22 protein-coding genes, 2 tRNA genes and 1 riboswitch are annotated in these 22,649 nt (G+C 64.4%); of the genes, 10 read left to right on the top strand and 14 right to left on the bottom strand.

The genetic code is table 11. The features are described from left to right. Positions 1-60: 60 nt before the first annotated feature. Positions 61-810 carry a phosphatase PAP2 family protein gene (locus ASE66_RS31455; protein ID WP_082613554.1) on the bottom strand — a complete coding sequence of 250 codons (750 nt, stop codon included), beginning with the start codon at positions 808-810 and terminating at the stop codon, positions 61-63. Positions 811-866: 56 nt separating this feature from the next. Continuing rightward, positions 867-2,639, bottom strand: coding sequence for an adenylate/guanylate cyclase domain-containing protein (locus ASE66_RS31450; RefSeq protein ID WP_082613553.1), 1,773 nt, complete (start codon positions 2,637-2,639; stop codon positions 867-869). A 219-nt stretch (positions 2,640-2,858) separates the two neighbouring features. Here ASE66_RS31450 and ASE66_RS18345 point away from each other — a divergent pair, with 219 nt between their 5' ends. After that, complete coding sequence (locus ASE66_RS18345; RefSeq protein WP_057191164.1) at positions 2,859-3,224, top strand: DUF1127 domain-containing protein; 366 nt, start codon at positions 2,859-2,861, stop codon at positions 3,222-3,224. A gap of 50 nt (positions 3,225-3,274) precedes the next feature. On the opposite strand, the gene ASE66_RS18340 is transcribed toward ASE66_RS18345, so the two are convergent. Next, positions 3,275-4,276, bottom strand: a complete 1,002-nt coding sequence (locus ASE66_RS18340; protein WP_082613552.1) for a helix-turn-helix transcriptional regulator — start codon at positions 4,274-4,276, stop codon at positions 3,275-3,277. Between the two features lie 226 nt (positions 4,277-4,502). Between ASE66_RS18340 and ASE66_RS18335 the strand changes: the two genes are divergently transcribed. Next, positions 4,503-5,336 carry an acid phosphatase gene (locus ASE66_RS18335; protein WP_057191163.1) on the top strand — a complete coding sequence of 278 codons (834 nt, stop codon included), beginning with the start codon at positions 4,503-4,505 and terminating at the stop codon, positions 5,334-5,336. A 42-nt stretch (positions 5,337-5,378) separates the two neighbouring features. After that, positions 5,379-6,395, top strand: coding sequence for a DUF1254 domain-containing protein (locus tag ASE66_RS18330; protein ID WP_156412226.1), 1,017 nt, complete (start codon positions 5,379-5,381; stop codon positions 6,393-6,395). Between the two features lie 250 nt (positions 6,396-6,645). Here ASE66_RS18330 and ASE66_RS18325 read toward each other — a convergent pair whose 3' ends face one another. The 6 genes from ASE66_RS18325 to ASE66_RS18300 all read right to left on the bottom strand — a co-directional run bounded on the left by ASE66_RS18325 (position 6,646) and on the right by ASE66_RS18300 (position 11,697). Then, positions 6,646-6,972 carry an NIPSNAP family protein gene (locus ASE66_RS18325; protein ID WP_057191161.1) on the bottom strand — a complete coding sequence of 109 codons (327 nt, stop codon included), beginning with the start codon at positions 6,970-6,972 and terminating at the stop codon, positions 6,646-6,648. Positions 6,973-7,078: 106 nt separating this feature from the next. Next, a complete protein-coding gene (locus tag ASE66_RS18320) occupies positions 7,079-8,302 on the bottom strand; it encodes an MFS transporter (RefSeq protein ID WP_057191160.1) in 1,224 nt (407 codons plus the stop codon). 175 nt (positions 8,303-8,477) lie between these two features. Further along, positions 8,478-9,404 carry an ABC transporter substrate-binding protein gene (locus ASE66_RS18315; RefSeq protein ID WP_156412225.1) on the bottom strand — a complete coding sequence of 309 codons (927 nt, stop codon included), beginning with the start codon at positions 9,402-9,404 and terminating at the stop codon, positions 8,478-8,480. Between the two features lie 76 nt (positions 9,405-9,480). Then, on the bottom strand, positions 9,481-10,224 hold the full coding sequence (locus ASE66_RS18310) for an ABC transporter permease (protein WP_057191158.1): 744 nt from the start codon (positions 10,222-10,224) through the stop codon (positions 9,481-9,483). Positions 10,225-10,321: 97 nt separating this feature from the next. Then, a riboswitch (TPP riboswitch) is annotated at positions 10,322-10,418 on the bottom strand. Positions 10,419-10,477: 59 nt separating this feature from the next. After that, positions 10,478-11,125 (bottom strand): TenA family protein, encoded by a 648-nt coding sequence (locus ASE66_RS18305; protein ID WP_057191157.1) that lies wholly within the window; start codon positions 11,123-11,125, stop codon positions 10,478-10,480. 119 nt (positions 11,126-11,244) lie between these two features. Then, a complete protein-coding gene (locus ASE66_RS18300) occupies positions 11,245-11,697 on the bottom strand; it encodes a VOC family protein (protein WP_057191156.1) in 453 nt (150 codons plus the stop codon). Positions 11,698-12,020: 323 nt separating this feature from the next. Here ASE66_RS18300 and ASE66_RS18295 point away from each other — a divergent pair, with 323 nt between their 5' ends. Beyond that, entirely contained in the window at positions 12,021-12,650 is a 630-nt protein-coding gene (locus ASE66_RS18295; protein ID WP_156412224.1) for a glutathione S-transferase family protein, read from the top strand. Between the two features lie 15 nt (positions 12,651-12,665). Here the strand turns inward: ASE66_RS18295 and ASE66_RS18290 are convergent, their stop codons facing one another. Then, positions 12,666-13,673: an AraC family transcriptional regulator gene (locus ASE66_RS18290; protein WP_057191155.1), complete on the bottom strand. Its 1,008-nt coding sequence runs from the start codon at positions 13,671-13,673 to the stop codon at positions 12,666-12,668. Between the two features lie 741 nt (positions 13,674-14,414). Between ASE66_RS18290 and ASE66_RS18285 the strand changes: the two genes are divergently transcribed. Further along, the gene (locus tag ASE66_RS18285; protein ID WP_057191154.1) at positions 14,415-16,295 is read left to right on the top strand and encodes a methyl-accepting chemotaxis protein; all 1,881 of its coding nucleotides are present in this window, start codon (positions 14,415-14,417) and stop codon (positions 16,293-16,295) included. A 99-nt stretch (positions 16,296-16,394) separates the two neighbouring features. Then, on the top strand, positions 16,395-16,790 hold the full coding sequence (locus ASE66_RS18280; protein WP_057191153.1) for a hypothetical protein: 396 nt from the start codon (positions 16,395-16,397) through the stop codon (positions 16,788-16,790). 64 nt (positions 16,791-16,854) lie between these two features. Here the strand turns inward: ASE66_RS18280 and ASE66_RS18275 are convergent, their stop codons facing one another. Together ASE66_RS18275 and ASE66_RS18270 are read right to left on the bottom strand one after the other, a co-directional pair. Further along, the gene (locus tag ASE66_RS18275) at positions 16,855-17,283 is read right to left on the bottom strand and encodes a hypothetical protein (protein WP_057191152.1); all 429 of its coding nucleotides are present in this window, start codon (positions 17,281-17,283) and stop codon (positions 16,855-16,857) included. 59 nt (positions 17,284-17,342) lie between these two features. Further along, positions 17,343-17,417 (bottom strand) — tRNA-Asn (locus tag ASE66_RS18270). Between the two features lie 188 nt (positions 17,418-17,605). On the opposite strand from ASE66_RS18270, the gene ASE66_RS18265 reads away from it, so the two are divergent. Next, positions 17,606-17,679: transfer RNA gene (locus ASE66_RS18265), tRNA-Cys, on the top strand. A gap of 74 nt (positions 17,680-17,753) precedes the next feature. Here the strand turns inward: ASE66_RS18265 and ASE66_RS18260 are convergent. Continuing rightward, positions 17,754-18,065, bottom strand: coding sequence for a hypothetical protein (locus ASE66_RS18260; protein WP_057191151.1), 312 nt, complete (start codon positions 18,063-18,065; stop codon positions 17,754-17,756). 199 nt (positions 18,066-18,264) lie between these two features. Between ASE66_RS18260 and ASE66_RS18255 the strand changes: the two genes are divergently transcribed. Next, positions 18,265-19,362, top strand: a complete 1,098-nt coding sequence (locus ASE66_RS18255; RefSeq protein ID WP_057191150.1) for a hypothetical protein — start codon at positions 18,265-18,267, stop codon at positions 19,360-19,362. A 172-nt stretch (positions 19,363-19,534) separates the two neighbouring features. Next, the gene (locus tag ASE66_RS18250; protein ID WP_057191149.1) at positions 19,535-20,659 is read left to right on the top strand and encodes a helix-turn-helix transcriptional regulator; all 1,125 of its coding nucleotides are present in this window, start codon (positions 19,535-19,537) and stop codon (positions 20,657-20,659) included. Between the two features lie 21 nt (positions 20,660-20,680). Here the strand turns inward: ASE66_RS18250 and ASE66_RS18245 are convergent, their stop codons facing one another. Continuing rightward, on the bottom strand, positions 20,681-21,670 hold the full coding sequence (locus ASE66_RS18245) for an OmpA family protein (protein ID WP_082613550.1): 990 nt from the start codon (positions 21,668-21,670) through the stop codon (positions 20,681-20,683). A gap of 181 nt (positions 21,671-21,851) precedes the next feature. On the opposite strand from ASE66_RS18245, the gene ASE66_RS18240 reads away from it, so the two are divergent. Further along, complete coding sequence (locus ASE66_RS18240) at positions 21,852-22,493, top strand: protein-L-isoaspartate O-methyltransferase family protein (protein WP_057191147.1); 642 nt, start codon at positions 21,852-21,854, stop codon at positions 22,491-22,493. Positions 22,494-22,649: the final 156 nt, after the last annotated feature.

Raw genomic sequence — 22,649 nt, 5'->3', positions numbered from 1 at the left:
CCTTGATCGACGGACTCTCTACCCAAAGCTGGAGGACGATCAAATCTCAGGTCAAAACTATTAGCGCCATTCTTTCTTTGATTCAGTCCGCAATTTCTTAAAGCCAGGGCAGCTGGAAAGAATTTCGAATGCGCCTTTTGCGATGTCCTCTCCAGCGCTCGTATCGCTGGGATAATGCAAACCAGCGATTTCTCGATTTTTACCCACCCTGTTGGCCAGCACTGTCAGGGAGCCCTCGATATCTTTTCGCACCGATGCCGCTGTAAGGGACAGCATATGAGACATCAGGGAATGGCCACTCGGATACGAAGCGTGCCCGGGCACAGCCATCATCGGCATCAGCGCCGGACATAACTGATGCGGGCGCGGCCGGTTGAATTTGAATTTGTAGAAAAACATCACCATTTCACCGACGCGAGCTGCGGCTTTGATCATTTCGTATGTGGCAGGGTGAGACGTGCGGCTCATCATCAACAAGCCTAGCCAGTATTTTGGAAAATCAGTGCTCTGCGCTATAATTTCGTTTCGGGCTTTATTCCGTTCGCCCATCAATTCCAATAAATACTCGATTTCCTCGCGCGTCTCCTCCGATTTGGTCGATGGCGGCGGCGAAACAGATATTTGGCTTTCCCAGCCGGACGTCGCAAATTCGGGCAAGATTGCCAGGCCGACATAGTCTGGATCCCAATAGTGCCTTGGGAACTCTGTAATATCTGTGAGGAGATCGCGCGGACCCTCTCGCAAGCCGGGCTGATCCGGGTGAGTGGGAAATTCCGGCAAATCTAGCGGATCATAGAAGCAGTTTCCCATAATATTACCCCTGTTTACATTATCGGATGCTGCTCGCGGCCTCCGACTCGTCTTGCTCACTCGGGAAGGCCGGCGTCCACCAGGCGCCTCAAGAATGTTTCTCGGACCTCGTTATCCCACCAGGGGCACTGAGGTGCGTACACAGAGACCCGGAAGGATGGCTGCTCAGCAAGGAGGGCGCGCGCGACTCCCTGCGCCTCTTCCAGTCTGCCGAGCGCGACAAGACTGGCTATCAGGACTCGCAGCCCCGCTCGAAAATGGGGATTCTGCCCCACGGCCTTGCGGTCGCAATCCACGGCCGCCTCGTAAGATTCACCGGCGTAGTGGGCAAGGCCTAGGAAAGACAGATAGTAGAATGCATGCCGGTCTGCGGGTGACAGCGCGATCCCGCGCTCGGCGCGTTCGACCGCCTCTTTGGCGTCTCCCATGTAGGCGTATGTGCCGCTGCTGAGGGCCCAAGCCCAGGCGTGGCTTGGAGAACAATTGATCGCGCGCTCAAAGTAAGATGTAGCTGCTGCGTACTCGTGAAACAGGAATGACTTGACGTGCCCGCAGATTGCGAGCGCCAGCGAATTGGAGGCATCCCGATCGACAGCGGCGGAGGCCAACTGCCAGGCTTGGTAAGCATCTAATGTCGGATCGGCCGACCAGCCTTGGCCAATATTGAAAATGTGCCAGAGGGAGGCGTAAGCGTAAGCTGGGGGATACCGACTGTCGGTCTCGATGGCACTGCCGAGAAATTTTCGTGCGCGAACGAACTGCTCACTGTCCATTCTGTAGAGCAGGTCTATACCTTGAAGAAGCAGATCATAGGCGTCCATATTCTCGGGGCGCTTCATCACAGCCCGCGCAAGTTCGGCTTCGCGGACATGGGGAGCGATCGTCCCAACGACCTTGGTCGCGATACTGTCCTGCATATCGAATATCGACGACAAGATGCCGCCCATGTGATCGGACCAAAGAACGCTGCCGCTCTTCACATCAGTTAGTGAGCAGGTTACGCGAATTTCATTGCCAGATCGCCCAATTACTCCTGTGAGAACGTAATGCGCCCCCAGTCGTTTTCCCAGAAGGGCGGGAGGCTCTTTTGTGCAATAGTCAACGGTTGATCCCCGATTGATTGTCATGATATCGCGCAGACTACTGAGGGCACCAATTATGCCATCCATCAGTCCTTGCGAAAAATAATCTTCGACACCACTGCTGCCAAAAGCTGAAAACGGAAAAACAGCGATGGTTGGGAGACGCGTTCGCTTACGATGCGGTTTCGTAATAAAAGGAAATGAATCTGTGCCCGGCGTATTTATTAAAAACGCGTGCGTCGGGCTATGAGAATTCTTTAACCTGATCCGGCCCCAATCGCTGGAAGATATATTGATTTTGCCGTTAACTTTAGTAAATAGATCGCTTGAAATCAATACAGCGCCGGGAGTGGCTATTTGCTGAAGTCGTGACGCCGTATTTACAGCAATTCCAAAAATATCGTTATCTTCGATAATCACACTGTCGATTGTTGCCCCAATTCTAAATTGAATCCGACGTTCAGGATCGCGTTTCAATTGGGATTGGCGCGTAAATTCCTGTACCTTCAGGGCGCAATTTACTGCTGCGACAGCGTCGCTAAAGCAGGCGAGAAAACCGTCGCCGGTGAATTTGACAATTCTACCTTTGTACTTTTCGACGACAGGAATGACCACGGTCGCCCAGAGCCACGTCAGCTGCTTGTGGGTCTCTTCCTCCGCCGTATCCATCATTCGGCTATAGTCGGCGACGTCAGCGCAGAGGACTGCGAGGACAGAACGATCCAACGTTTGCGCCGTCGACAACATGCGCAGTCCGCCTACGTCTGATGGCAGGAGGGCAAATCAGGCCAGAGGGCAAGGCTGTCGGCGTAACCGGCACGGGTTACTGGCAGCATCATGTCGTCTCTTCGCCTTCTTGGAAAGGGGCAGACGTGTGCGGCACCTCACAGACGAGATGCCCCCGAACCGCCACAACGCTGCAACACCGCCTGAGGCGGCGGCGGGCAAGGCAATGGGAGCGGCGCCATGTATGCGGTTAGAAGCGACTTTCTTCACGACATCGAAGACCTGACCGACATGCTGCGGCCTCGCACCAAGTCGGTGCTCGACCGGTTGGTTGGTCGCAGGGCTGTCGGGCAAATCCTCGGTGAGCAGTTTATCTATGAGGTCCATGGTCCATTCGTCCCACCTCATCGAAAGCCTGCCCGGCGTCCCCTGACGACCAGGCTGATCGAGGCGCTGTCGGGACGGCTCCGCGGTATCCGCGACAGGGTGCAGATGCGCAACGCGGCAAACGCGTTGCCGATTCTCGATGACAGGACGCTGAAGGATATCGGCATCAATCGTTCGGAGATCGAGTTCGCCATCCGGCGCATCAATCCGCAGCCGTGACCGCTCACTCCCCGGCGCCAGCCCCTGCTGGCCGCCGGAGGCGTTGCCGCTTAGCCAAGCCGCGATTGCTCGCGAAACCGGCGTGGCGTGACGCCTGTCATCCGGCGGAAGGCGCGGCTGAAATGCGCCGGGTCGGTATAGCCGGAGGAAAAGGCGACATCGATGATCCTGCAATCGGTGTCCTGCAGTAGCCGGCTCGCATTCTCGTATCTGACCGTGTCGAGGATGTCCGAGTAGGACAGGCCGATCAAAGCGAGCTTGCGCTGAAGCGTCCGCGCGCTAACGCCCGCGATCTCGGCGACGTCGGCCAGCGCCGTGGTTCCCTCGTCGAGATAGGCCGGCAGCATCAGCTTGAGCAGGTCGACGATGTCGTAGGCGGAAGGGCCGTCCTCGTTGTTGCGCGTCGGCGCAAACGAGGCGGCCGAACGGTTGGGGAGGCTGAGCAGCGCGATCGGGAGGCTGATCCAGGCGGCATGCTGGCCTGATAGAAACCGCACATTCGGCCAGCAGGATCGCGTCGCCGGGCTTGGCGCATAAGACGATTCAAAGGCGATCGCCGTCGGCATCCAGCCGGGCCCTGCGAATTGCCTGACGATGTAGACCGAGAAAATGTTCTGGATCCATTGCGCGTGTTTCAGATGCAGCAGCCCGGCCGTGCCGGCCAGCCTGCTGCAGACCCGCACATGATCCGCGTCATGTTCGATCCACATGCTCAGAATGGTGTCTTCCCGCGACGCCCAATGGCAGGCGTGCCGGAGCGCGACCAGCAGCGTCGGCGAATGCGCGATCAGGGCCCGGGTCTCTTCCCTCATATGCGAGAAGTGCAGGCGCTGGGCAGCGAGAAAGCCGAAATCCGCGATGCCCTGGCTTCTCTGGGCGGTCTCGACGAAGCGCAGCGCCGGCAGGAGCGGCAAATAGAGATCGCTCTTTTCGGCCAGGGACGATGGCAGCCGGGACCGCTCCAGAAGCGTCTCCGTCGGCGCGCCGATATCGTCGAGGATGCTGACGAAGGGCAGCAGGAACTGCCCGCGCGTCAAGGGGATATCAGCCATCGGACCTCGCCGCGATCACCGGGTTGATGCTTTTTACAAGGCCGAATCCCGGAGGGCTCGTGGTCGGCGATGACGGAGAATAGCCGGTCGCGCTTGGCGTGAAATGGCAAGACGGGCAGGTTGCCCATGCACGAGATGCTCGCGACGACATTCGCCGGCCGGTCGGGCCGCGATACCGGTTCTGACCGGGACCTTGATGAGTTCGGCAATGTCGAAAGGAATGGGAATGGCGATGACTGCGAATGCGCTTCGGACCGCAGGCGTTTCCGCGCTGGCGCTGCTCGCGATCTGCGGACAGGCCCTGGCGCAGGCGGCCGACGCGCAGCCCAAGGTCACCGACCCGCATTTCAAGATCGCGCCGGGCTATCTGAAGCGATCCGACCTGCCCGACAGCCTGGTTCTGCTCGGCCCGCCGCCCGAGACGGGCTCTGCTGCGCTGGCCCGGGACGAGGAAGCGCGCAAGGCGACGCTTCCCCTGCGAAACACTGAACGCTGGAAGCTCGCCCGTACCGACGCCGACCTCGCCTTTCCGCAGGCCGCCGACAACTTCTCCTGCGCGATGGGCGTCCGGATCGATAGCCAGAACACCCCGCGCCTCTACGCGATGACGCAGAAGATGCTCTCGGATTTGGGCCTCTCCACCTATGGTGTGAAGACCAAGTACAACCGGGTCCGCCCCTTCGTGGTGCACAACGAAGCGACCTGCCGGGCCGATCAGGAGGCCATCCTGCGGGATGACGGCTCCTACCCGTCCGGCCATACGGCCGCGGGCTGGGGCTGGGCGCTCGTCTTCGCGCAGATCAATCCCGAGCGCGCCGATGCGCTGCTCAAGCGCGGCCTCGAATTCGGACAGAGCCGGGTGATCTGCGACGCGCATTGGCAGAGCGATGTCGATGCCGGCCGGATCATGGGCGCGGCAACCGTCGCGCGGCTGCAGACCGACCCGACTTTCCTCGCCGATCTCAAGGCCGCGAAAGCGGAGGTGAGGGCCGCGAAGGCGAAGCGGACGCCCTCAGCCTCCGAATGCGCCGCGGAGGCTGCTGCGCTGTCCGCGCGATAGCGACGAGCAAATCGATCAAAGACACCAATGAGGTACCGTTCGATGCGAATGAAGCTGGTCTACAGCCTGGGTTTCCTGGTTCTCGCGCCGTGCGTGGCGTCCGCACAGCCCGTTCCGGTCAATCTCGACAACTTCAAGCGAGCCGAGAGCGATTTCTATATGGTCAAGACGGCCAACGCCGGTGCCCTTGGCAAGTTCGTCCACACCAGGGCGCCGACGCCGATCGACAACCAGCCTGTGGTCCGGATGAACCGGGATACGCTCTATTCCCAGGCGCTTTTCGACCTCGACGCCGGCCCGGTGACCATCACCCTTCCCGATGCCGGCAAGCGCTTCATCTCGATGCAGGTCATCAGCGAAGACCATTACACCCCGATGGTGGTCTACAAGCCGGGCCGCACGACGCTCACCAAGGACAAGGTCGGCACCCGCTATGTGTTCATCGCGGTCCGTATCCTCGTCGATCCCAACGACGCTAAGGACCTCGCGCAGGTTCATGCCCTGCAGGATGCGCTGAAGGTGGAGCAGAAATCGGTCGGCAAGTTCGAGGCCCCGAACTGGGACCTGGCTCAGCAGAAGAAGATCCGTGATGCGCTCGAAGCGTTGTCCGCCGCATCATCGGGCAGCTTCGCCAACGCTTTCGGCCCGAAGGGGAAGGTCGATCCGGTCATGCACCTCATCGGCACGGCAGCCGGCTGGGGTGGCAACCCCGACAAGGACGCATCCTACCTGTCGTTCACTCCGGCCAAAAACGATGGCAAGACGGTCTACAAGCTCAGGGTCAAGGATGTCCCCGTCGACGCGTTCTGGTCGATCAGCGTCTACAACGACAAGGGCTTCTTCCAGAAGAACGACTACGACGCCTATTCGGTCAACAGCATCACCGGCAAGACAAGCGCCGATGGCGCGATCGACATCCAGTTCGCCGGCTGCGACGGCAAGATCGCGAACTGCCTGCCGATCACGCAGGGGTGGAATTACACATTCCGGCTCTACCGCCCTCGCGCCGTGTTCCTGAGCGGCACGTGGAAGATGCCGGAAGCGCAGCCTGCATCGTAGAAGGCATCAGCCTCGCTCGATTGTCCCGGCAAGCAGCGGTAGCTTTCCGCCCGACCTTGTCGCTGGCCGAATGCTGGCGGCGCGGCGGTCGGCCACCGTGCCGGGGTACCACAAGCCCGACTGGCCTTGGCGACGAACTCCGGACCGTTGCCACGGCTGCGCAACTACAAGGGCGTCAACTCAACTGACAGCAAGGGCGACATCGCCCTTGCTGCTCTTGTTTTGGCAGAGGCAATCGCCTGCCCGGCGCTTACTTCACCGCGGAGAAGGCCGTCGGCGCCAAAATCTGGCTGACGATGTTGCCGACAATCTGGCCGTCCGCTTCACTCTTGGTGCGCGCCTCGGTCCAGTCCGGATCGGTCGCAAACGCCGTCCATTTCGTCTCGCGCTCGGCAAGCGATTCCCAGGCCAGGAAATAGGTCAGGTCCTGATTGGACTCCCCGATCAGCGTGGTGAAGAATCCGGCTTGCCGGATGCCGTGCTTGTCCCACAGTTTCAGTGTGGCCTTGTCAAAACGGTCGAGCAAAGCCGGAAGCCGACCAGGCAAGCAGCGATACACCCGCATTTCGTAGATCATTGAAAATCACGTCCCAATGTTGTCTTGCGGCAAGCAATTTGCCGCAACGATGGCCTGCTCCGATCGTGTGACCAGACCTCGGTCCTGCTGGCGGCAGTAGCGAATTCTACCCCCTCCGATGCTCGACCTTCGGCAGGAACCAGGCGAGCAGGCCGATCGCCGGCAGGAAGGCGCAGATGCGGTAGACCGCCTCGATGCCGATCCAGTCGGCGACTTCGCCGAGGATCGCTGCCGCGAGTCCGCCGAGGCCGAAGGACAGGCCGTAGAACAGGCCGCCGATCAGGCCGATCCGGCCCGGCATCAGCTCCATGGCGTAGATCAGGATCGCGGCGAAGGAACTCGCCATGATCAGGTTGATCACCACCGTCAGCACGCCGGTCCAGAAAAGGTCGGCGAAGGGCAGCATCAGCGAGAAGGGCAGGGCGCCGAGGATCGAGAACCAGAGGATGCGGTTGCGGCCGACCCTGTCGCCGATGATGCCGCCGGCGAGCGCCCCGACGGCCGCGGCGGCGAGGAAGAGGAACAGCATCAGCTGCGAAGCCTGCACCGAGACGCCGAACTTCCCGATCAGATAGAAGGTGTAATACGAGCTGAAGCTCGACGAGTAGGCGTTCTTCGAGAACAGCAGGATGACGAGGATGGTGATCGCGAAGGCGATCTGGCCCTTCGAATGCGCGGGCGCCGCGGGCGCGGCCGCCGCGACCTTCGCGGGCTTCGCCGCGGCGGCGGCAGCGGCCGCCTTGCTCAGCTCGGCATAGCGGCGCGCCGTCCAGACCATCAGGACCATGGCGAGCAGGGCTGCGGCCGAGAACCAGGCGACGCTGGTCTGGCCGCGCGGTACGATGATGAAGGCGGCGAGCAGCGGGCCGAGTGCGCCGCCGCTCTGGCCGCCGACCTGGAAGATGCCCTGCGCCAGCCCCTGCTGGCCGCCCGATGCATTGCGCGCCATGCGGGTCGCTTCCGGATGGAAGATCGAGGACCCCAGGCCGACGCAGGCCGCCGCGAGCAAGAGCAGCGGATAGCTGCCGGCATAGGCGAGGCCGATCAGCCCGGTCAGCGTGCAGCCCATGCCGACCACCATCGAATAGGGCATCGGGTTCTTGTCGGTGTAGTGCCCGACGAGCGGCTGCAGCAATGAGGCGGTGATCTGGAAGGTCAGCGTGATCAGGCCGATCTGGCCGAAATCCAGCGCATAGGCCGTCTTGATGATCGGATAGATCGCCGGGATCAGCGACTGGATCATGTCGTTGAGCAGATGCGTCGCGCTGAGCGCGAACAGCACCGGCAGGTCGGCGCGGCGGGTGGAGGCGATCGGCTTGCTGACGTTCATGCGGATGATTTCGCCGGGCGCAGCTCCGATTCCGGGCGAGGGCGCCCGATAACTGCGAAGTCGGCTCATAGCATCGCGCTCGGCGCCAAACCCAGAGCCATCAGCACAGAGCGGCTCTGATGTGGGCGCGGGTTAGGGCGCGGCGACAGACAGGCCTGCCGCCGCAATCCGTCCGCTATTTCACCTCGCCCGCGATCTCGGCGAGCGCCGGGGCCTTCTGGATCAGCCCGCGCTCGACAAGGAAGGCGCCGAAGCGCTCGTAGCGGCTGGTGTCGAGGGCGCGCGGGCGCTTGGCGAAGCGCGGCATCGTGTCGATCCAGGCCTGGCGGTTGAGCGCGTCGTCGAGATCGGGATGGGCCGCGATGAAGAGCTTCCAGGCCTCCTGCGGATGATTGGTCAAATAGAGCGCCGCCTTCTCGATCGCGTCGAGGAAGCGCGGCAGGCGGGCGTCGCCGATAGCGTCGCGGCGCGTGATCAGGATCAACTCGTCATAGGCGGGAACGCCGTGCTCCTCGGGGTAGAAGGCGGTGCCGGGATGGCCTTCGAGCTTCAGCTGGGTCAGCTCGAAATTGCGGTAGCCGCCGATGGTGGCGTCGACCCGGCCGCTGATCAACGCGGCCGAGAGTGCGAAGTTGACGTTGACCAGCTTGACGTCTTCGAGCTTGAGGCCCGCCTTGGCCAGCATCTGGCCGAGCAAAGTGGTCTCTGTGCCGGAGACGGCATAGCCGATGGTCTTGCCCTTGAGATCGGCGAGGCTCTTGATCGGCCCGTCGGCCTTGACGATGACGCTGTTGAGCGGCGTCTCGACCAAGGTGCCGACGCGGACGATCGGGATGCCGGCGGCGTGGTCGAGATAGAGATTGGGCTGGTAGTGGATGCCGATATCGGCCTGGCCGGCGGCGACGAGGCGCGGCACAGCGGAGGGATCGGAGGGCGGCACCATAGTGACCTCGAGCCCGGCTTCCTTGAACAGGCCGAGCTGCTGCGCGACGACCAAGGACGCATGGTCCGGGTTGACGAACCATTCGAGCATCACCGTGAGCTTGTCGGCGGCGCGCGCCGGGCTGGCGAGGCCGGCGGCCAGGGCGAAGCCGGCAGCCATGAGGGCGCGTCTGGTTGGGGCGCGTAGGGTCATCAGGCGAAGTCCTTCTGCGTGATCGGCTTGAAACGGGGCGGCGTCATTGTTCGCCCGCCCAGGGAATGAGGCGCGGGCCGAGCGCATCGACGAGATGGCGCAGAACCAGGCTGAGCACGGCGAGCACCGTCATCGCGGCGAAAACCGTGTCGGTCTGCATGCGGGCATTGGCCTGGACCATGACGAAGCCGAGCCCGGCCGAGGAGCCGACCCATTCGCCGATCACGGCGCCGAGCGGGGCCAGCGGGGCAGCGACGCGCAGGCCGGTGAGCAAAGCGGGCATGGCGAGCGGCAGGCGGACATAGCGCAGCGTCTGCCAATGCGTCGCCGAGGTCAGCGCGGTGGCGTCGATCAGCTCGGGGTCGGTCCGGCGCAGGCCGTCGGCGAAGGCGGAGGCGACCGGGAAGAAGATGATGATCGTCGCCATGATCACCTTCGAGCCCATGCCGAAGCCGAACCAGACGACCAAAAGCGGTGCGATGACGAAGACCGGGAAGGACTGCAGCACGAGCAGCACCGGCCAGAGCAGGCGCCCGAGCCGCGGCAGCGCCACGATGGCGAGCGCCGTCAGCGCCCCGAACAGCGAGCCGAGCGCGAAGCCGAGCGCGATTTCGGCCATGGTGGTCAGGCTGTGACTGGCGAGGAAGCCGGGCTGGCGCTGGAAGGCGAGAGCGACGTCGAGCGGCGAGGGCAGGATGTAGCGCGGCGGCTGGAACAGCCAGATCGCGCTTTGCCAGGCCAGAAGCAGGACGAGGATGGTGCGCAGGGCCGGAGCGAGCGCGGCCATCACCGGCCTTGCGGAAGGTCCTCTCCGCTCTGTCGCGCCGTGCGTCGTCAAGGCTCGCCTTTCCGGTGGAAGGCGGGCGCGGGGATAAGCGCTGACGAGGCTGCCCCGAGCGACTCCCTCCGCCAGCATGATCTGGTTCAGGTTCGAAGGGTGCTTCTCAGCTCGCCTTGCGGCGAACGCCCCCGTCTCTCGATCGCCCTTGTGACAGAGCGGCCCCTGCCTGTCACGTCTGCCTCAGGCGAGACGGAGCCGGTCAGGCCTCGCCGTCATAGGCCGCGTCGAAGAACGCCTTCTCCAGCGCGACGGTGCGCAGGAAGAAGTCCCGGCTTGTTTCCGCTTCTCCCGGGCCGACGCGGTCGAGCTCGGCCCGCAGGAAGCCGACGAAATCGCGGAAGTCGGGATTGTCGTGCAGCGTGATCCATTCGGCATGGACGAAGTTCGCCGGGAGTGGCTGCGACGCCTGCTGGGCCCAGTCGAGGTAGAGCCATTCGGCCACCACCAACACGGAGAGGGCGGCGGCGTAGGAACGCGTCGCGGCGGCTTCGCGCATGATTGCCTTGAAGCCGGCGGTGGGCTTGCTATCGGCAGGCGCTATTCGCTCCTGCTCGCTGACGCCGAGCGCCGCGAAGGAGCGCAGGAAATAGGTGTTCTCCTCGCCGCTGACCATGCCGATGAAGCGCCCGAAGCGGATGCGTGCCTCAAAGCTATCGGAGCTGGCGAGCGCGGCGCCCAGCAGCGTCAGGAAGCTGTCGAGGAAGCGGTGATCCTGGATCAGGTAGCGGCCCATGACCGCGTCGGAGACCGTGCCATCGAGCAACTCAGTGACGAAGCGGTGGCCGACGGATTGCGACCAGGCCGGCTGGCTGGCGAGGCGGAGGGTCTCGGTGAAACGGGCGGTCATGAGGTCACGGCCTTTTGCTGATCGGGCTCTCCCTATCAGCAGCGGCGCGCCACGACCACGCCCGGGCGGCCGGAGCTTATGCCCGGCCGCCTTCTCAATGGGTGTTCGAGCCCGAGCGATCAGCCCTGCGGTGGCTTCCAGTCGCCGGTCGGGATGGTGTTCACCATCCACGGCACGCCGAACTTGTCGACGAGCGAGCCGAAGCCGGGCGACCAGAAGGTCTCGCTGAACGGCATCACGGTCTTGCCGCCGTCGGCGAGCTGATCGAACCAGCGCTGGCCTTCCGCCTTGTCATTGGTGTGCAGGGTGACGTCGAAGCCGTTCTTGGGCTTGTCGATATTCTGGGCCCAGTCGACATCCATGTCGGCGCCCATCAGCGCCTGGTCACCGACCTCGAGCCAGCAATGCATAAGCCAGGTCTTGTACTTGCCGTCAGTGTCCGGCATGCCCATGCCGGGCGGCGCATCGCCATAGGGCATGGCAGCGGTGATCTTGCCGCCGAGGACCTTGGCGTAGAACTCGAACGCCTCGCGGCACTGGCCACGGAAGCTCAGGCTGGTCACGATTTTCATGGTCGTCTCCTCTTGCACCCCCAAGGGGGCATGTCCGGTCCGCGCATCGGCTGTGTTCGATGCGCGCTTATTGAGTTGATATCAACATTCTACGTTTCGACGATGTCAATTGTTCCGGTTCTCCTCCTCAGTCGGCCCTCTTTTCGAACTCAGGATCGCAGCAACCAGCGCTTGTCCGTGTCAGCAGCTGAAGGAAGGCGTCAAACTAGCCGCGATGGTGGCGCGATGATGGCGTTGCCGGAGGCCGCGATCGAGAATGCTGACAGAGGTTGTCAGTCGGAGTGCCGTCAATACAAACCAATCGGTATGTATAGGAGAGAGCGATGATGAAGCTCTATGGCTTCGGGCCGACGCGGACGCTGCGTGCCCTGTGGGGCCTGAAGGAACTCGGCGTGCCGTTCGACTATATCCATGTCGACCTGCTCGGCGGCGAGGCGCAGACGCCGGAATTCCTGGCGATCAACCCGGCCGGCAAGCTGCCGGTGCTGGTCGACGGCGACAATGTCCTGCCGGAATCGGCGGCGATCATCCTCTATCTGGCCGAGAAATTCCCGGAGAAGCGCCTGCTGCCGGATGATCTCGACGAGCGGGCGCAGGCCTATCGCTGGATCCTGTTCGCGATGACCGAGCTGGAGCAGCCGCTCTGGCGCATCACCAAGCACAGCTTCCTCTATCCCGAGGAGCAGCGGCTGCCGCAGGACATCGTGCTGGCCAGCGAGGAGTTCCGGCGCATGGCGGCCGTGCTGGAAGCCCATATGGAGGGTCGCGACTTCATCGTCGGCGACAAGATGGGGGCTACCGACTGTGTCACCGCCTATCTGATGGACTGGGCGAACGAGGTGGGATTGCTCGACGGCTTCCCGCGGCTGCAGCGCTATCTCGAGCGCATGTATGCCCGCCCGGCGGCGCCGCAGCGGATTGCCGAAGCCTTCGCCAGCGTGCAGCCGGGATAGCGCGCCGCGGCTCCGTCAGCTCCGGCGGCGGCGCAAGGTCGCCAGCGGCGTCTCGCCGAAACGGGTGCGGTAGCGCGTGGCGAAGCGGCCGAGATGAGTGACGCCGCAATCGAGCGCGATCCGCGTGACGTTGTCCCCGGGCGCGGCGGCGAACAGCCTGGCATGGGCGGCGTCGAGGCGGAAATCCTCGAGGATCTGGCGCGGCCCGACCCCGCGATACTGGCGGAAGGCGAGCTGCAGCGATCGGGTGCTGACGCCGACCCTGGCGGCGAGCGCCGTGATCGAGAGCGCGTCGTCGGATTTCGCGCGCATGATCTCTTCGGCGAGCGCGACCTGGGCCATGCCGGCCGACCTGACGCTCTGTTCGGAGCCTGCCGCCCCCGCCTGCCAGGCGGAGCCGAGCAGCTCGGTCACCATCAGCGCCGCGGCGTTGGCGGCGCCGCGTGCCACGAGCAGCGTATCCGGCTGGTCGAGCTCGTAGGCGAGATGGCGCAGATGGCGGCCGAGCGCGGCACCCTGCCCGGCGGTGACGCTCATCAGCCCCGGCGCCTGTCCGTCCGGGCGCCAGCGGTCGTCGGGGTTGAGCGCAGCGGCGCTGCGCAGCCGCGTCAGCGGAAGCTGGACCACGAGCCCAAGATAGCCCGGCTCGCAGACGGTGGTGCGTGCTCCCGGCGTCGGAATCAGCATCGATTCCGTATTCGCGGTGATCCGACGGCCGATGTCGTCGGTCTCGATTGTTCCGGTCCAGGGCAGCAGCAGGGTGACGTTCTCGTCCTCGACAAGACGCACGCGGTGGCCGCTGGTCTTCACGGCGCTGATGCGGATATCGTCGAGCAACACGGAGTTGATCGACATGCGAAAAGGCTCCTCCCGATCGAGCGGTTCGAGAAAATCCTGGCGCTCGAAGAGGATCGTCTGCCGGCAGGCGGCGGTAGCATTATCGGTTTCGAACTGATTATGACGCGCCAGCAAGTCATCCTGCTCTGCGTCGGCTGGATAGTGCGCGCGCCCCTGCTGCGTCATGCAACCTTCACTGCTTCTTCGCCGCACGATCCGTGCGGCCACAATGTCGGGGCGAGCGACTTTAGTCGTATCCCGAGATAAAAATGGCGGTATCGCGGCAGCGAGGGATTTTGACCGGCTCCAGGCAGGAGAAGAGAATTTTCCTCTCTTTTTGAGAGCTATAAGGGATTTTTCTTATCCGGTTGTGGCCTGTCGATCGGCTGCTCCTGGTTCGGTGAGGCAAGCTGAGTCGCGGCGGGGTCGGCGGCGCAATACCGGGCCGGCGCCAGGGGCATACGCATATCCGGTGCTTCCTTCCGTCCACGCGTCTGTGATTTTCGCATCACGGCAGAGCGGTCGCAGTGCGGGGCAGGTATCGGATTACGCTTTCCGGACAGATGCTTTCGCTTTTCGGATATCGGACCGGCGCGCTTTGGCCGAGGATCGAATCGGTAAGCTGGGGCTACACCTCTCCAGGGCGTGGGCGACGCGCTGGAGATGCGGAATTTCAGCTTACCAAGTACCTCCCCTTGATTTGGCTGACGACGTGAGGCCTCCCGTCACGTCACAGTCAAAATGACCTATGATCTAGTTGTGTTTGAATTTTCATCGTTCTTCGATGGAGATCTCAAGGTCTATATCGATCCCGCTATCAGCACCCCCCGCTGATGGCGGGATTTTTTTTGCGTATTCTGAATCGTTTTCTATTTTTTTACTTTGACGGCACAGGTTTTTTCATCGTCGTTCTGGGCGCGGGAAATCATGGCCAACTCTGCATTCAACCTGAGCAATATCCGCATCGGCACCAAGATCGCGGGTGCCGTCACCCTCGTCGGTCTGATCGGCCTGGCGGCGTCTGTCTTCATCAGCCGGGAACTCGCCCGCGCCGATGCAGTCTATAGTGAGATGCTCGATACAGCTCCGCCGGCGCTGTTCGAGACCGGCCGGGCGGCGCGGCGTGTCAACGACATGCTGGCGCAGTCCTATAAAGTCATTGCCTACCCCGCTGGTTCGAAGGGTGGACAGGACGGCATTACCCAGATGAACGCATCCTATCAGCGAGCGACGGCGCAATTGGCGGCTGCCGCCGCCAAGGAGCCGCAACAAAAAGCGGAGTTCGACCGCCTGCTCGCCGGCGTGAGGGAGATGAAGAATTCGCTCGACGAGGCGATTGCTCTGGGAGCCCGCGACGAGAACGCCAAGGCGCTGGCGATCATGGACAGGGCCGATGCCAAGACCGCCGAGCTGGCAGAGGCCGTGGTGACGCTCAGCAGCACCGTGCTGAAAGAAGTCGACACCCAGTCCGCCGCGATGAGGAGCGATATCGCTTTCACCACCAAATTGATGCTGGGGCTGAGCCTCGCCGGCATCCTGCTCGGCATCGGGCTCGCGCTGCTGATGTCGGCAAAGACCATCACCGGCCCGCTGGCGCGCCTGCGCGGCGCCATGGACAAGCTCGCGAGCGGTGATTTCGATGCCGCTGTCGAGAGCAGCCAGCGCCGGGACGAGGTCGGGCTGATGGCCAAGACCGTGCTCGTCTTCAAGGAAAACGGCCTGGAGATGAAGCGCCTCGAGGCGCAGGCGAGCGAGCAGGAGCGCGTGACCGCCGCCGAGCGCGAAAAGAACGAAGCGGAACGGCGCCGCGCCGAGATCGAGCGCGAGAAGCTCGCCAAGGAGCAGCAGCAGGTTGTCACCTTGCTCGCCAATGGGCTCGACCTGCTGGCGCAGGGCGACCTGACCTATCGCATCGGCGACCAAGTCGCGGCCGACTATCAGAAGCTGCGCGACGACTTCAACCGCGCCGTCAACCGGCTGGCCGAGACGGTCAAGACGATCCAGACCACGGCCTCGGACGTCGGCACCGCCGCGCGCGAGATCAACATGGGCGCCGACGATCTCTCCAAGCGCACCGAGGAGCAGGCCTCCTCGCTGGAGGAGACTGCGGCGACGACCGAGGAGCTGGCAGCCTCGGTCAAGGCCTCGGCCAGCTCGTCGCGGCAGGCTGCGGCGCTGGCCGGCGAGGCGACCCAAATCGCGGTGCAGGGCGGCGCGATCGTCGGCAGTGCGATCGAGGCGATGACGCAGATCGAGCAAGCCTCGCGCAAGATCTCCGACATCACCTCTGTGATCGACGAGATCGCCTTCCAGACCAATCTGCTGGCGCTCAACGCGGCGGTCGAAGCGGCCCGGGCCGGCGATGCCGGCAAGGGCTTTGCGGTCGTCGCCTCCGAGGTCCGTACCTTGGCGCAGCGCTCCAGCGTGGCCGCGAAGGATATCACCGCCCTGATCAACGAATCGGGTGCCAAGGTCGATCAGGGCGTCAGCCTGGTCAGGGAGGCGGGCGAGGTGCTCGGCCGAATCGTCGAGGCGTCGAAGCGCGTCTCGGCCACGGTCTCCGACATCTCGACGGCTTCCGCCGAGCAGGCGAACGGCATCGACGAGATGAGCCAGACCGTCGCCCATATGGACGAGATGACCCAGCAGAACGCGGCGTTGGCCGAGGAGAGCGCCGCCTCGGCGACCTCGCTCTCGGACCAGATCCAGCGACTCAACGGGCTGGTCGCGACCTTCAGGATCGGTGGCGAGCAGGGCTCCACGCGTCTCAGCGTCGTGCGTCCGGAGCCGATGGCCCGCTCGGCCTGAGCATGACGGGAGGCAGCGGGCTGCGCCGTGAACGCCGCCCGCTGCCGTGTCCCATCGCGTCGCTTGAGTCGGAAATGAGATGACGGACGAGACCCCACCATGAGCCAGGTCCAGCAGGAGCGTGAGACCTCGCCTGCAGGCGGCCGGCTGCTGTGGAGCCTGCCCGTGCTGCTTTTCGCCGTGCTGGCGACCGGCGTTCTCTACGAAGGGGAGCGGGAGGCGCGCGACGACCGCGCCGCGCATCAGCACTGTCGCGCTCAGGCCACCGACATCGTCGAGACGGCGGCTTGCGCCTGCGTCCTCGAACGCGAGGGCGGCTCGTTCCGGCATACGCTGGTGATGTTCGCCCCGAGGAGCTGGCAGGAGCTCTGGCACCGGGCGACGCGAAATGAATGCGCGGCCGAAGCCTATACGCGCATCGTGACGGAGCGCGGGATCCATGCGGTCCGGCCCCTGCCATTGCCGGGCACGACGGCAGGCAGTCTCAGCCCTTAGCCGCACGGCGCTTGGATGGGTGCATCAACCCGCTCGCTATCGAGCGAGAGGTGACACGAGAGAATCAGCTCGTGCGGCGGGTTGCCGCCGGGGCGACACGCTTCGACCAGAGCCGCTCGCACAGGGTGACGACGACAAGCCCGCTCAGGCCACCCGTGATCTTGACCAGCGCATCCAGCGCACGGGCATGCCGGCTCGCTTCGAAGTGCTGGGCGAGTTCGAGTCCGGCGGCGCCGGCGATGATGCACAGGAGAATCACGCCTTTGCGCGCCGGATAGGCGATGGCGAGCGCCGCGGCGGCGACCAGATAGGCGGCGAAACGTTCGATCTGCGGTCCGAGATGCGCGATATGCGGGCGAGCGCCGATCGGGGACAAGGTCGCGACGATGACGAGGGCGACTGCGCCCCAACCGATCAGGGCGGCCCAGCGGCGCACGGATAGCTCGAGCCCGAAGAACCGCAGCACCGCTGTTTGCCTCTCGCGCTGCACCATTTTCCGTCTCCGGAAAGCAAAAGGGCTCAAGCGGTCGCCGCTCAAGCCCTTGAAACTGCTGGCTCCCGGAGCAGGATTCGAACCTGCGACCAATCGATTAACAGTCGATTGCTCTACCGCTGAGCTATCCGGGATCGGTGGGCGGCGTATAGCGACGCTGCCGGGAAGGTGCAAGCCTTTTGCTGGCATCAACGTCGAGAAAATCGTGGCCGCCCGGTCTGCCCCAGCGTCAATTCACATTGCCGAGAGAGTTTCGGTTGCGGCGCGCTGCGGCATGTGGTTATACGCCCGCCGAGGAGCGCGCTTCGAGCCGCTCCGGGATGGCCTCGTGGCGGAGTGGTTACGCAGAGGACTGCAAATCCTTGCACCCCGGTTCGATTCCGGGCGAGGCCTCCAAATTCCCTTTCACGCGCTGATCTCCCGATGATGCCCCGCCGGGGCGGGTTCTCCTCGCGCACGGCGCTGATTCATCAGCCCGAGCGACGACGCCTGAAGCGCTCGATCAACCCGAGGCACCAGGTCGCGAAGCGCGCCATCGGCCGTTGCAGAAACGGGATATCGGCTGCGAGCAGCATCAGGCCCAGCGGCAGCATCCAGACCCCGAGAATCGGCAGGAACGAGAAGACGCCGCCGATGATCAGGCCGAGTCCGGCTGGAATCCTGATCAGGCGCGAATCACGATGCCGGAGCCAGCGCATCGCCTTGGCGAAGCGGGGAGGGAGCTCGGCTTCGATCCGCCTGAAGGCGGTTCTCAGCTCTTGCCGCGCGGAGGGAAAGCCCATGTCACCTCGGTCGTTGCCACCCAGCTGAAACGCCCGGCTTGCCCGATCGTTCGCCCGCGTCAGAGATATCCGCTGGCGGAGCGGCGATACGGCGGCGGATGCAGGGCAAATTTGGCGAGAGCGGCGCTGATTTCCGCAAGGCACCGATGCCGAGCGGCCATGTAAGGCGCCGGCGGGGCGGGGCGGGGAAGGGGACGGCATGGGTTGGAAGGATCTCGTCCGCAGCGTGCGCGACAAGGTGCTGGGCAGGCCAGCCGCGGAGCTGGCCGAGGAACTGACCAATTACGAGATCCTGCTGCGGGACTACGATCTGCACTCGCTCTTCCTGCATGACGAGATTCCGCGCCTCTTCGGCGAGCGCGATGCGATGCGGCGGGCCTGGCAGGAACGGGATTTCGCGGCCTATCGCGCCGCCTTCGAGGCGGCACGCGTGCAAGGCGATCTCGCCGAGAACGGCAAGCCGCGCTACCTGCTGGTGAAGGACTGGTTCCTCGAAGAGTTCATGGCGCTTCCCGGCAGCGACGACGCCGGGCCGCGGCACGAGGCGCTGCTCGACGGCTTCGCCGCCTATTTCCAGAACGATCCCTCGCCCTTCTCGGCGGCGACCTATGCGGATGCGCTGCGGGTGACGGCCTATGCCTGGCGCGGCACTGCCTGCGCCGCCGACGTCAATATGGACCAGGCCGACCAGTTCCGCAGGTTCCTGCGGCAGGCGGATGCGGTGCTCGACAGCCAGCCCGATCCGGAGGATTTCGCCTGGCGGGCCAGCCATTTCCGGCGCGGCGCCGAGACCGATTCCTTCAGCGAGTATCAGCGCCGCTTCGAGGCGGCCTGGGCGCTCGACCGCTACAACATCGACCTCTGCCGCAACTTTGCCCGGATGATCATGCCGCGCTGGCTCGGCCGCGATGAGCATGACCTTGAAGTCTTCGCCCGGCGCGCCGCCGAATTGACCAAGGACCGCTTCGGCTATGGCTTCTACGCCCTGGTCCAGGCGGCCAATACCGAAGTCGGCGAGCACGAGATCGAGGACACGCTTTGCGATCCCGCTTTGGTCAAGCAGGGCTTCGAGGACCTCGTCGCCCGCTTCCCGACGCCGAGCAACTTCAATCTCTACGCCGACATGCTGGAGTGGATGAAGGATACGCAGGCCCTGGCCGACCTGCTCGATACCCGCTTCCGCACGATCGTGCCGGAAATCTGGTACGGCGACACGCTCGACGACAAGTTCGTCTACGCCTTCGAGACGCTGCTGGAGGCCGACGAGGTGCTGAAGGCACGCCGGCGGCCAGCCTGAAACCTCGCCTGCCGAGTGACCCTGGGGAAGATTTAGGCTTTGCTGCGCCGGATCATGAGGTTAGCCTGATTCTCCGGCGCGCGTTCCGCGGCCGGTGCCGTAGCGGACGATGCCGGGCCGAGGGGGAAGGTCAGGTCACGCCGGCAAGGCGCGTGGCTGGCCGAGGACTGAGATGGCGCGGGCGAATCTCGATGTGGTCACCGGGGCCATCGACGGGTTGTTGGATGCAGCGCTGGACTTCGGGCAGATGCCCGCGGCGATCGAGCAGGTTCGCCAACTGTTCGGCGGCTCCAAAATCTGCCTCGGCTGTTTCGGTCCGGACTCCCATCCCGACGACGCGATCACCAACGTATCCGATCCGGACCTCAACGCGTTCTGCCATCGCGAGCTGATGTCCGAGATCGTTTTTTTCGGCGCGCGGGTCGCCTCGGTCCCGGTCGGCTCGGCCTATCGGGACCATGTCCTGTTCGGCGAGAGCTTCCGCGACAGCCGCATCTGGCGCGAATGGATGGCGCCGCAGGACATGTATGGCGGGATGGCCAGCCGCGTGCTGGATGTCGACGGCTCCTTCTGGATGTTCGACATCCAGCGTGGACGCTGGCAGGAGCCGTTCGACGCCAATGAGTTCGGGCTGTTCGAGCGGCTGGCCGCCGTGATGCGGCGCGTGACGATGCTGCACCAGCAGCTCGGCGGCATCAGCATCGAGCGCGAGATGGCGCGGCGGGCGCTCGACGAGCTGTCGCTTGCGATCATCATCGTCGACCGCTCGCTGCAACTCGCCTATGCGAACGCAGCTGCCGATGAGCTGCTCGCCGCTCCCGGCAATCCGCTCGGACTGCGCGGCGGCAAGGTATGCGCCCGCGCGCCCCGCGAACAGAACGGCCTCAGGGACCTCGTCGCAGGAGCGAGCGATCGCGCCGCCGCGCAGAGCCAGATGCTGCTGCGCGCACCCGATTTCGAGGGGAGCGACCTTTCGGTCTGCGTTACGCCGCTGCCGGCGAGCTATGCCCTGCCCGGACGCGCGAGCGACGTGATGATCGTGGCGCGGATGCTTGCGCCCGCCAGCGGCCAGCTCACCACCGTGCAGCGGCTTTTCGATCTGACCGAGGCCGAAGCGAGACTGGCCCTAGGCCTTGCCTCCGGCCTGTCGCTGGCCGAGCTGGCGCAGCGCCAGGGCATCAAGATCACGACGGCGCGCACCCATCTCGCCCGCATCTTCTGGAAGACCGGGACACGTCAGCAGAGCCAGGTCGCAGCCTTGCTGCGCGCAGCGGAGCTGCCGGTTCGGAACCGGTAGTGCGTCGCTCCGGGCCATGCCTCAGCGCCGGACCAGCTCGACGCGGCGGTTGCGTGCCCGGCCGGCTTCGTCGGCGTTCGACGCGACAGGCTGCTCAAGTCCCTTGCCGACGGCGTTGAGGCGGCTGCGATCGATGCCGTAGCGGGTCGCCAGCTCGGCGACGACCGAGAAGGCGCGCATGTCGGAGAGCTTGAGATTGTAGGCGGCGCTGCCCTGGTTGTCGGTGTGCCCGACCACGTCCAGCCGCAGGGCCGGGCTCTTGCTGAGCAGCTCGGCGATCGCCTTGAGTTGAGGCTGCGATTCCGGCCGGATGTCGGCCTTGTCGTAGTCGAACAGGATGCCATAGAGGTTGGCGCGGCCGTGCTGGTCGATCTCGCGGCCGAGCTGGCTGGCCTCGACCACCTGGATCTGGCCTGTCTGCATCGCACCTGCCTCGATGACGCGCGCGATCACCGTCCGACCGCGGCTCTCGTCTTCGGAGAAGGCGAGGCTGACATGGACGGTGCCGGTCGGCCGGTTCAGCCTTGCGTAGAGATAGCGGCCATTGCCGTTGCCGAAGAAGTTGCGAACGAGATCGCCGAGCTGCAGCTTCGGCAGGTCGGTGGTTCCGTCGAGCGCCAGGCCAAGGAACAGGCCGGGATATTTGCGCCCGTCGCTGAAGCAGCTCCCTGCCTCGGTCGAGCAGGTGAACGGAATTTCGAAGCCGGCGCTGGACAGGCTCGCCTGGTAGTTGCGCAGCGCCTCGAGGCCGGTACGCCCGGGCGGCAGCTTGTAGTAGAGCGTGAAGACCTTGCCCTCTACCGTCTGCCAGCCGGCGCCGCTCTGCTCGCGCGAGCTGCGCTCGTCGATCGGGCCGGTGATGATACGGGCCTCGTCGAAGGCCGCTTCCTTGAACCCGACCTGCTGCGACCCTTGGAAGCGGCCGAGGAGGGGATGATCCTGAGCCAGCCCCGGCATGGCGAGATGGCACGCCAGCATTAGGGCCGACCAGAAGAAAGGCTTTGCTGTCATGGCTCGTCACCCGCGATGAAAGGGATGGGTGACGAGCATTGCGACGATGCCCGGACGGCTGCGTCCTCCATTCGAAGGAGCCGGCGCCATCACCCGGCCTTGCCTTTTGCGGCGGCCTCGCCCAGAAACCGCGGGCAGGCTCGAGGTGCCCGTCCGGGTGCCTTCTTCCGGAGATTTGAGCATGAGCAGCTTCGCCGAACTGCGGCGCATGATGGTCGATTGCCAGTTGCGCACCTATGACGTGACCGATCGCGCCGTGCTCGCCGCGGCCGACACGGTGCCGCGCGAGGTTTTCGTGCCGGGCGAGCTGTCGCATCTGGCCTATCTCGATCGCCAGGAGCCGCTGCCGGGCACGAGCCGGGCGCTGCCGGCGCCGATGGTGACGGCGCGGATGATCCAGGTGCTCGATCTGCAGCCGGGCGAGGAAGCCCTCGAATATGGCGGCGGCTCGGGCTACGGCGCGGCGCTGATGGCGGAGATGGGCGCCAGGACGACATTGCTGGAGCCGGACGAGGCCGCACTGGCGCTGGCGCGTACCGCCTTCGCCCGGCCGGGCGTCGCGGCTGCCGAGCTCGTCGCGAGCCTGCCGAAGGAGCGCCGCTTCGACGCGGTCCTGGTCAGCGGCTCCTGCGAGGCGCCGCCAGAGCCGCTCTTCCATCATGTCCGCGAGGGTGGGCGACTGATCGTTGTCGAGGGCGTCGGACGCTCGGCGCGTGTCGTGCTTTATCGGAAGGTGGGCGAATCGCTCTCCGGCCGACCGGTCTTCGATGCGGCGGCGCCCGCGCTGCGCGAGTTCCGGAAGGCGGAGGTGTTTGCTCTCTGAGGGCTGGTTTTCCCCAGAAGGGGTAGGTCGTCGGTACTAATCGCCGGCGAAGTGTCGCATTTATGCGGCAGTGCAGAATTGAAAAGCGGCCGGTTCCTCTCGCAACATTGGCGAAGCGAGCTGCAAAGCTTATGATTTTAAATCGAGTGCCGAGGC

Source organism: Allobosea sp. Root483D1, assembly GCF_001429505.1.
Classification (GTDB): domain Bacteria; phylum Pseudomonadota; class Alphaproteobacteria; order Rhizobiales; family Beijerinckiaceae; genus Allobosea.
Note: the sequence above shows the minus strand (reverse complement) of the source record. Positions and strands in the feature narration are given on the sequence as shown.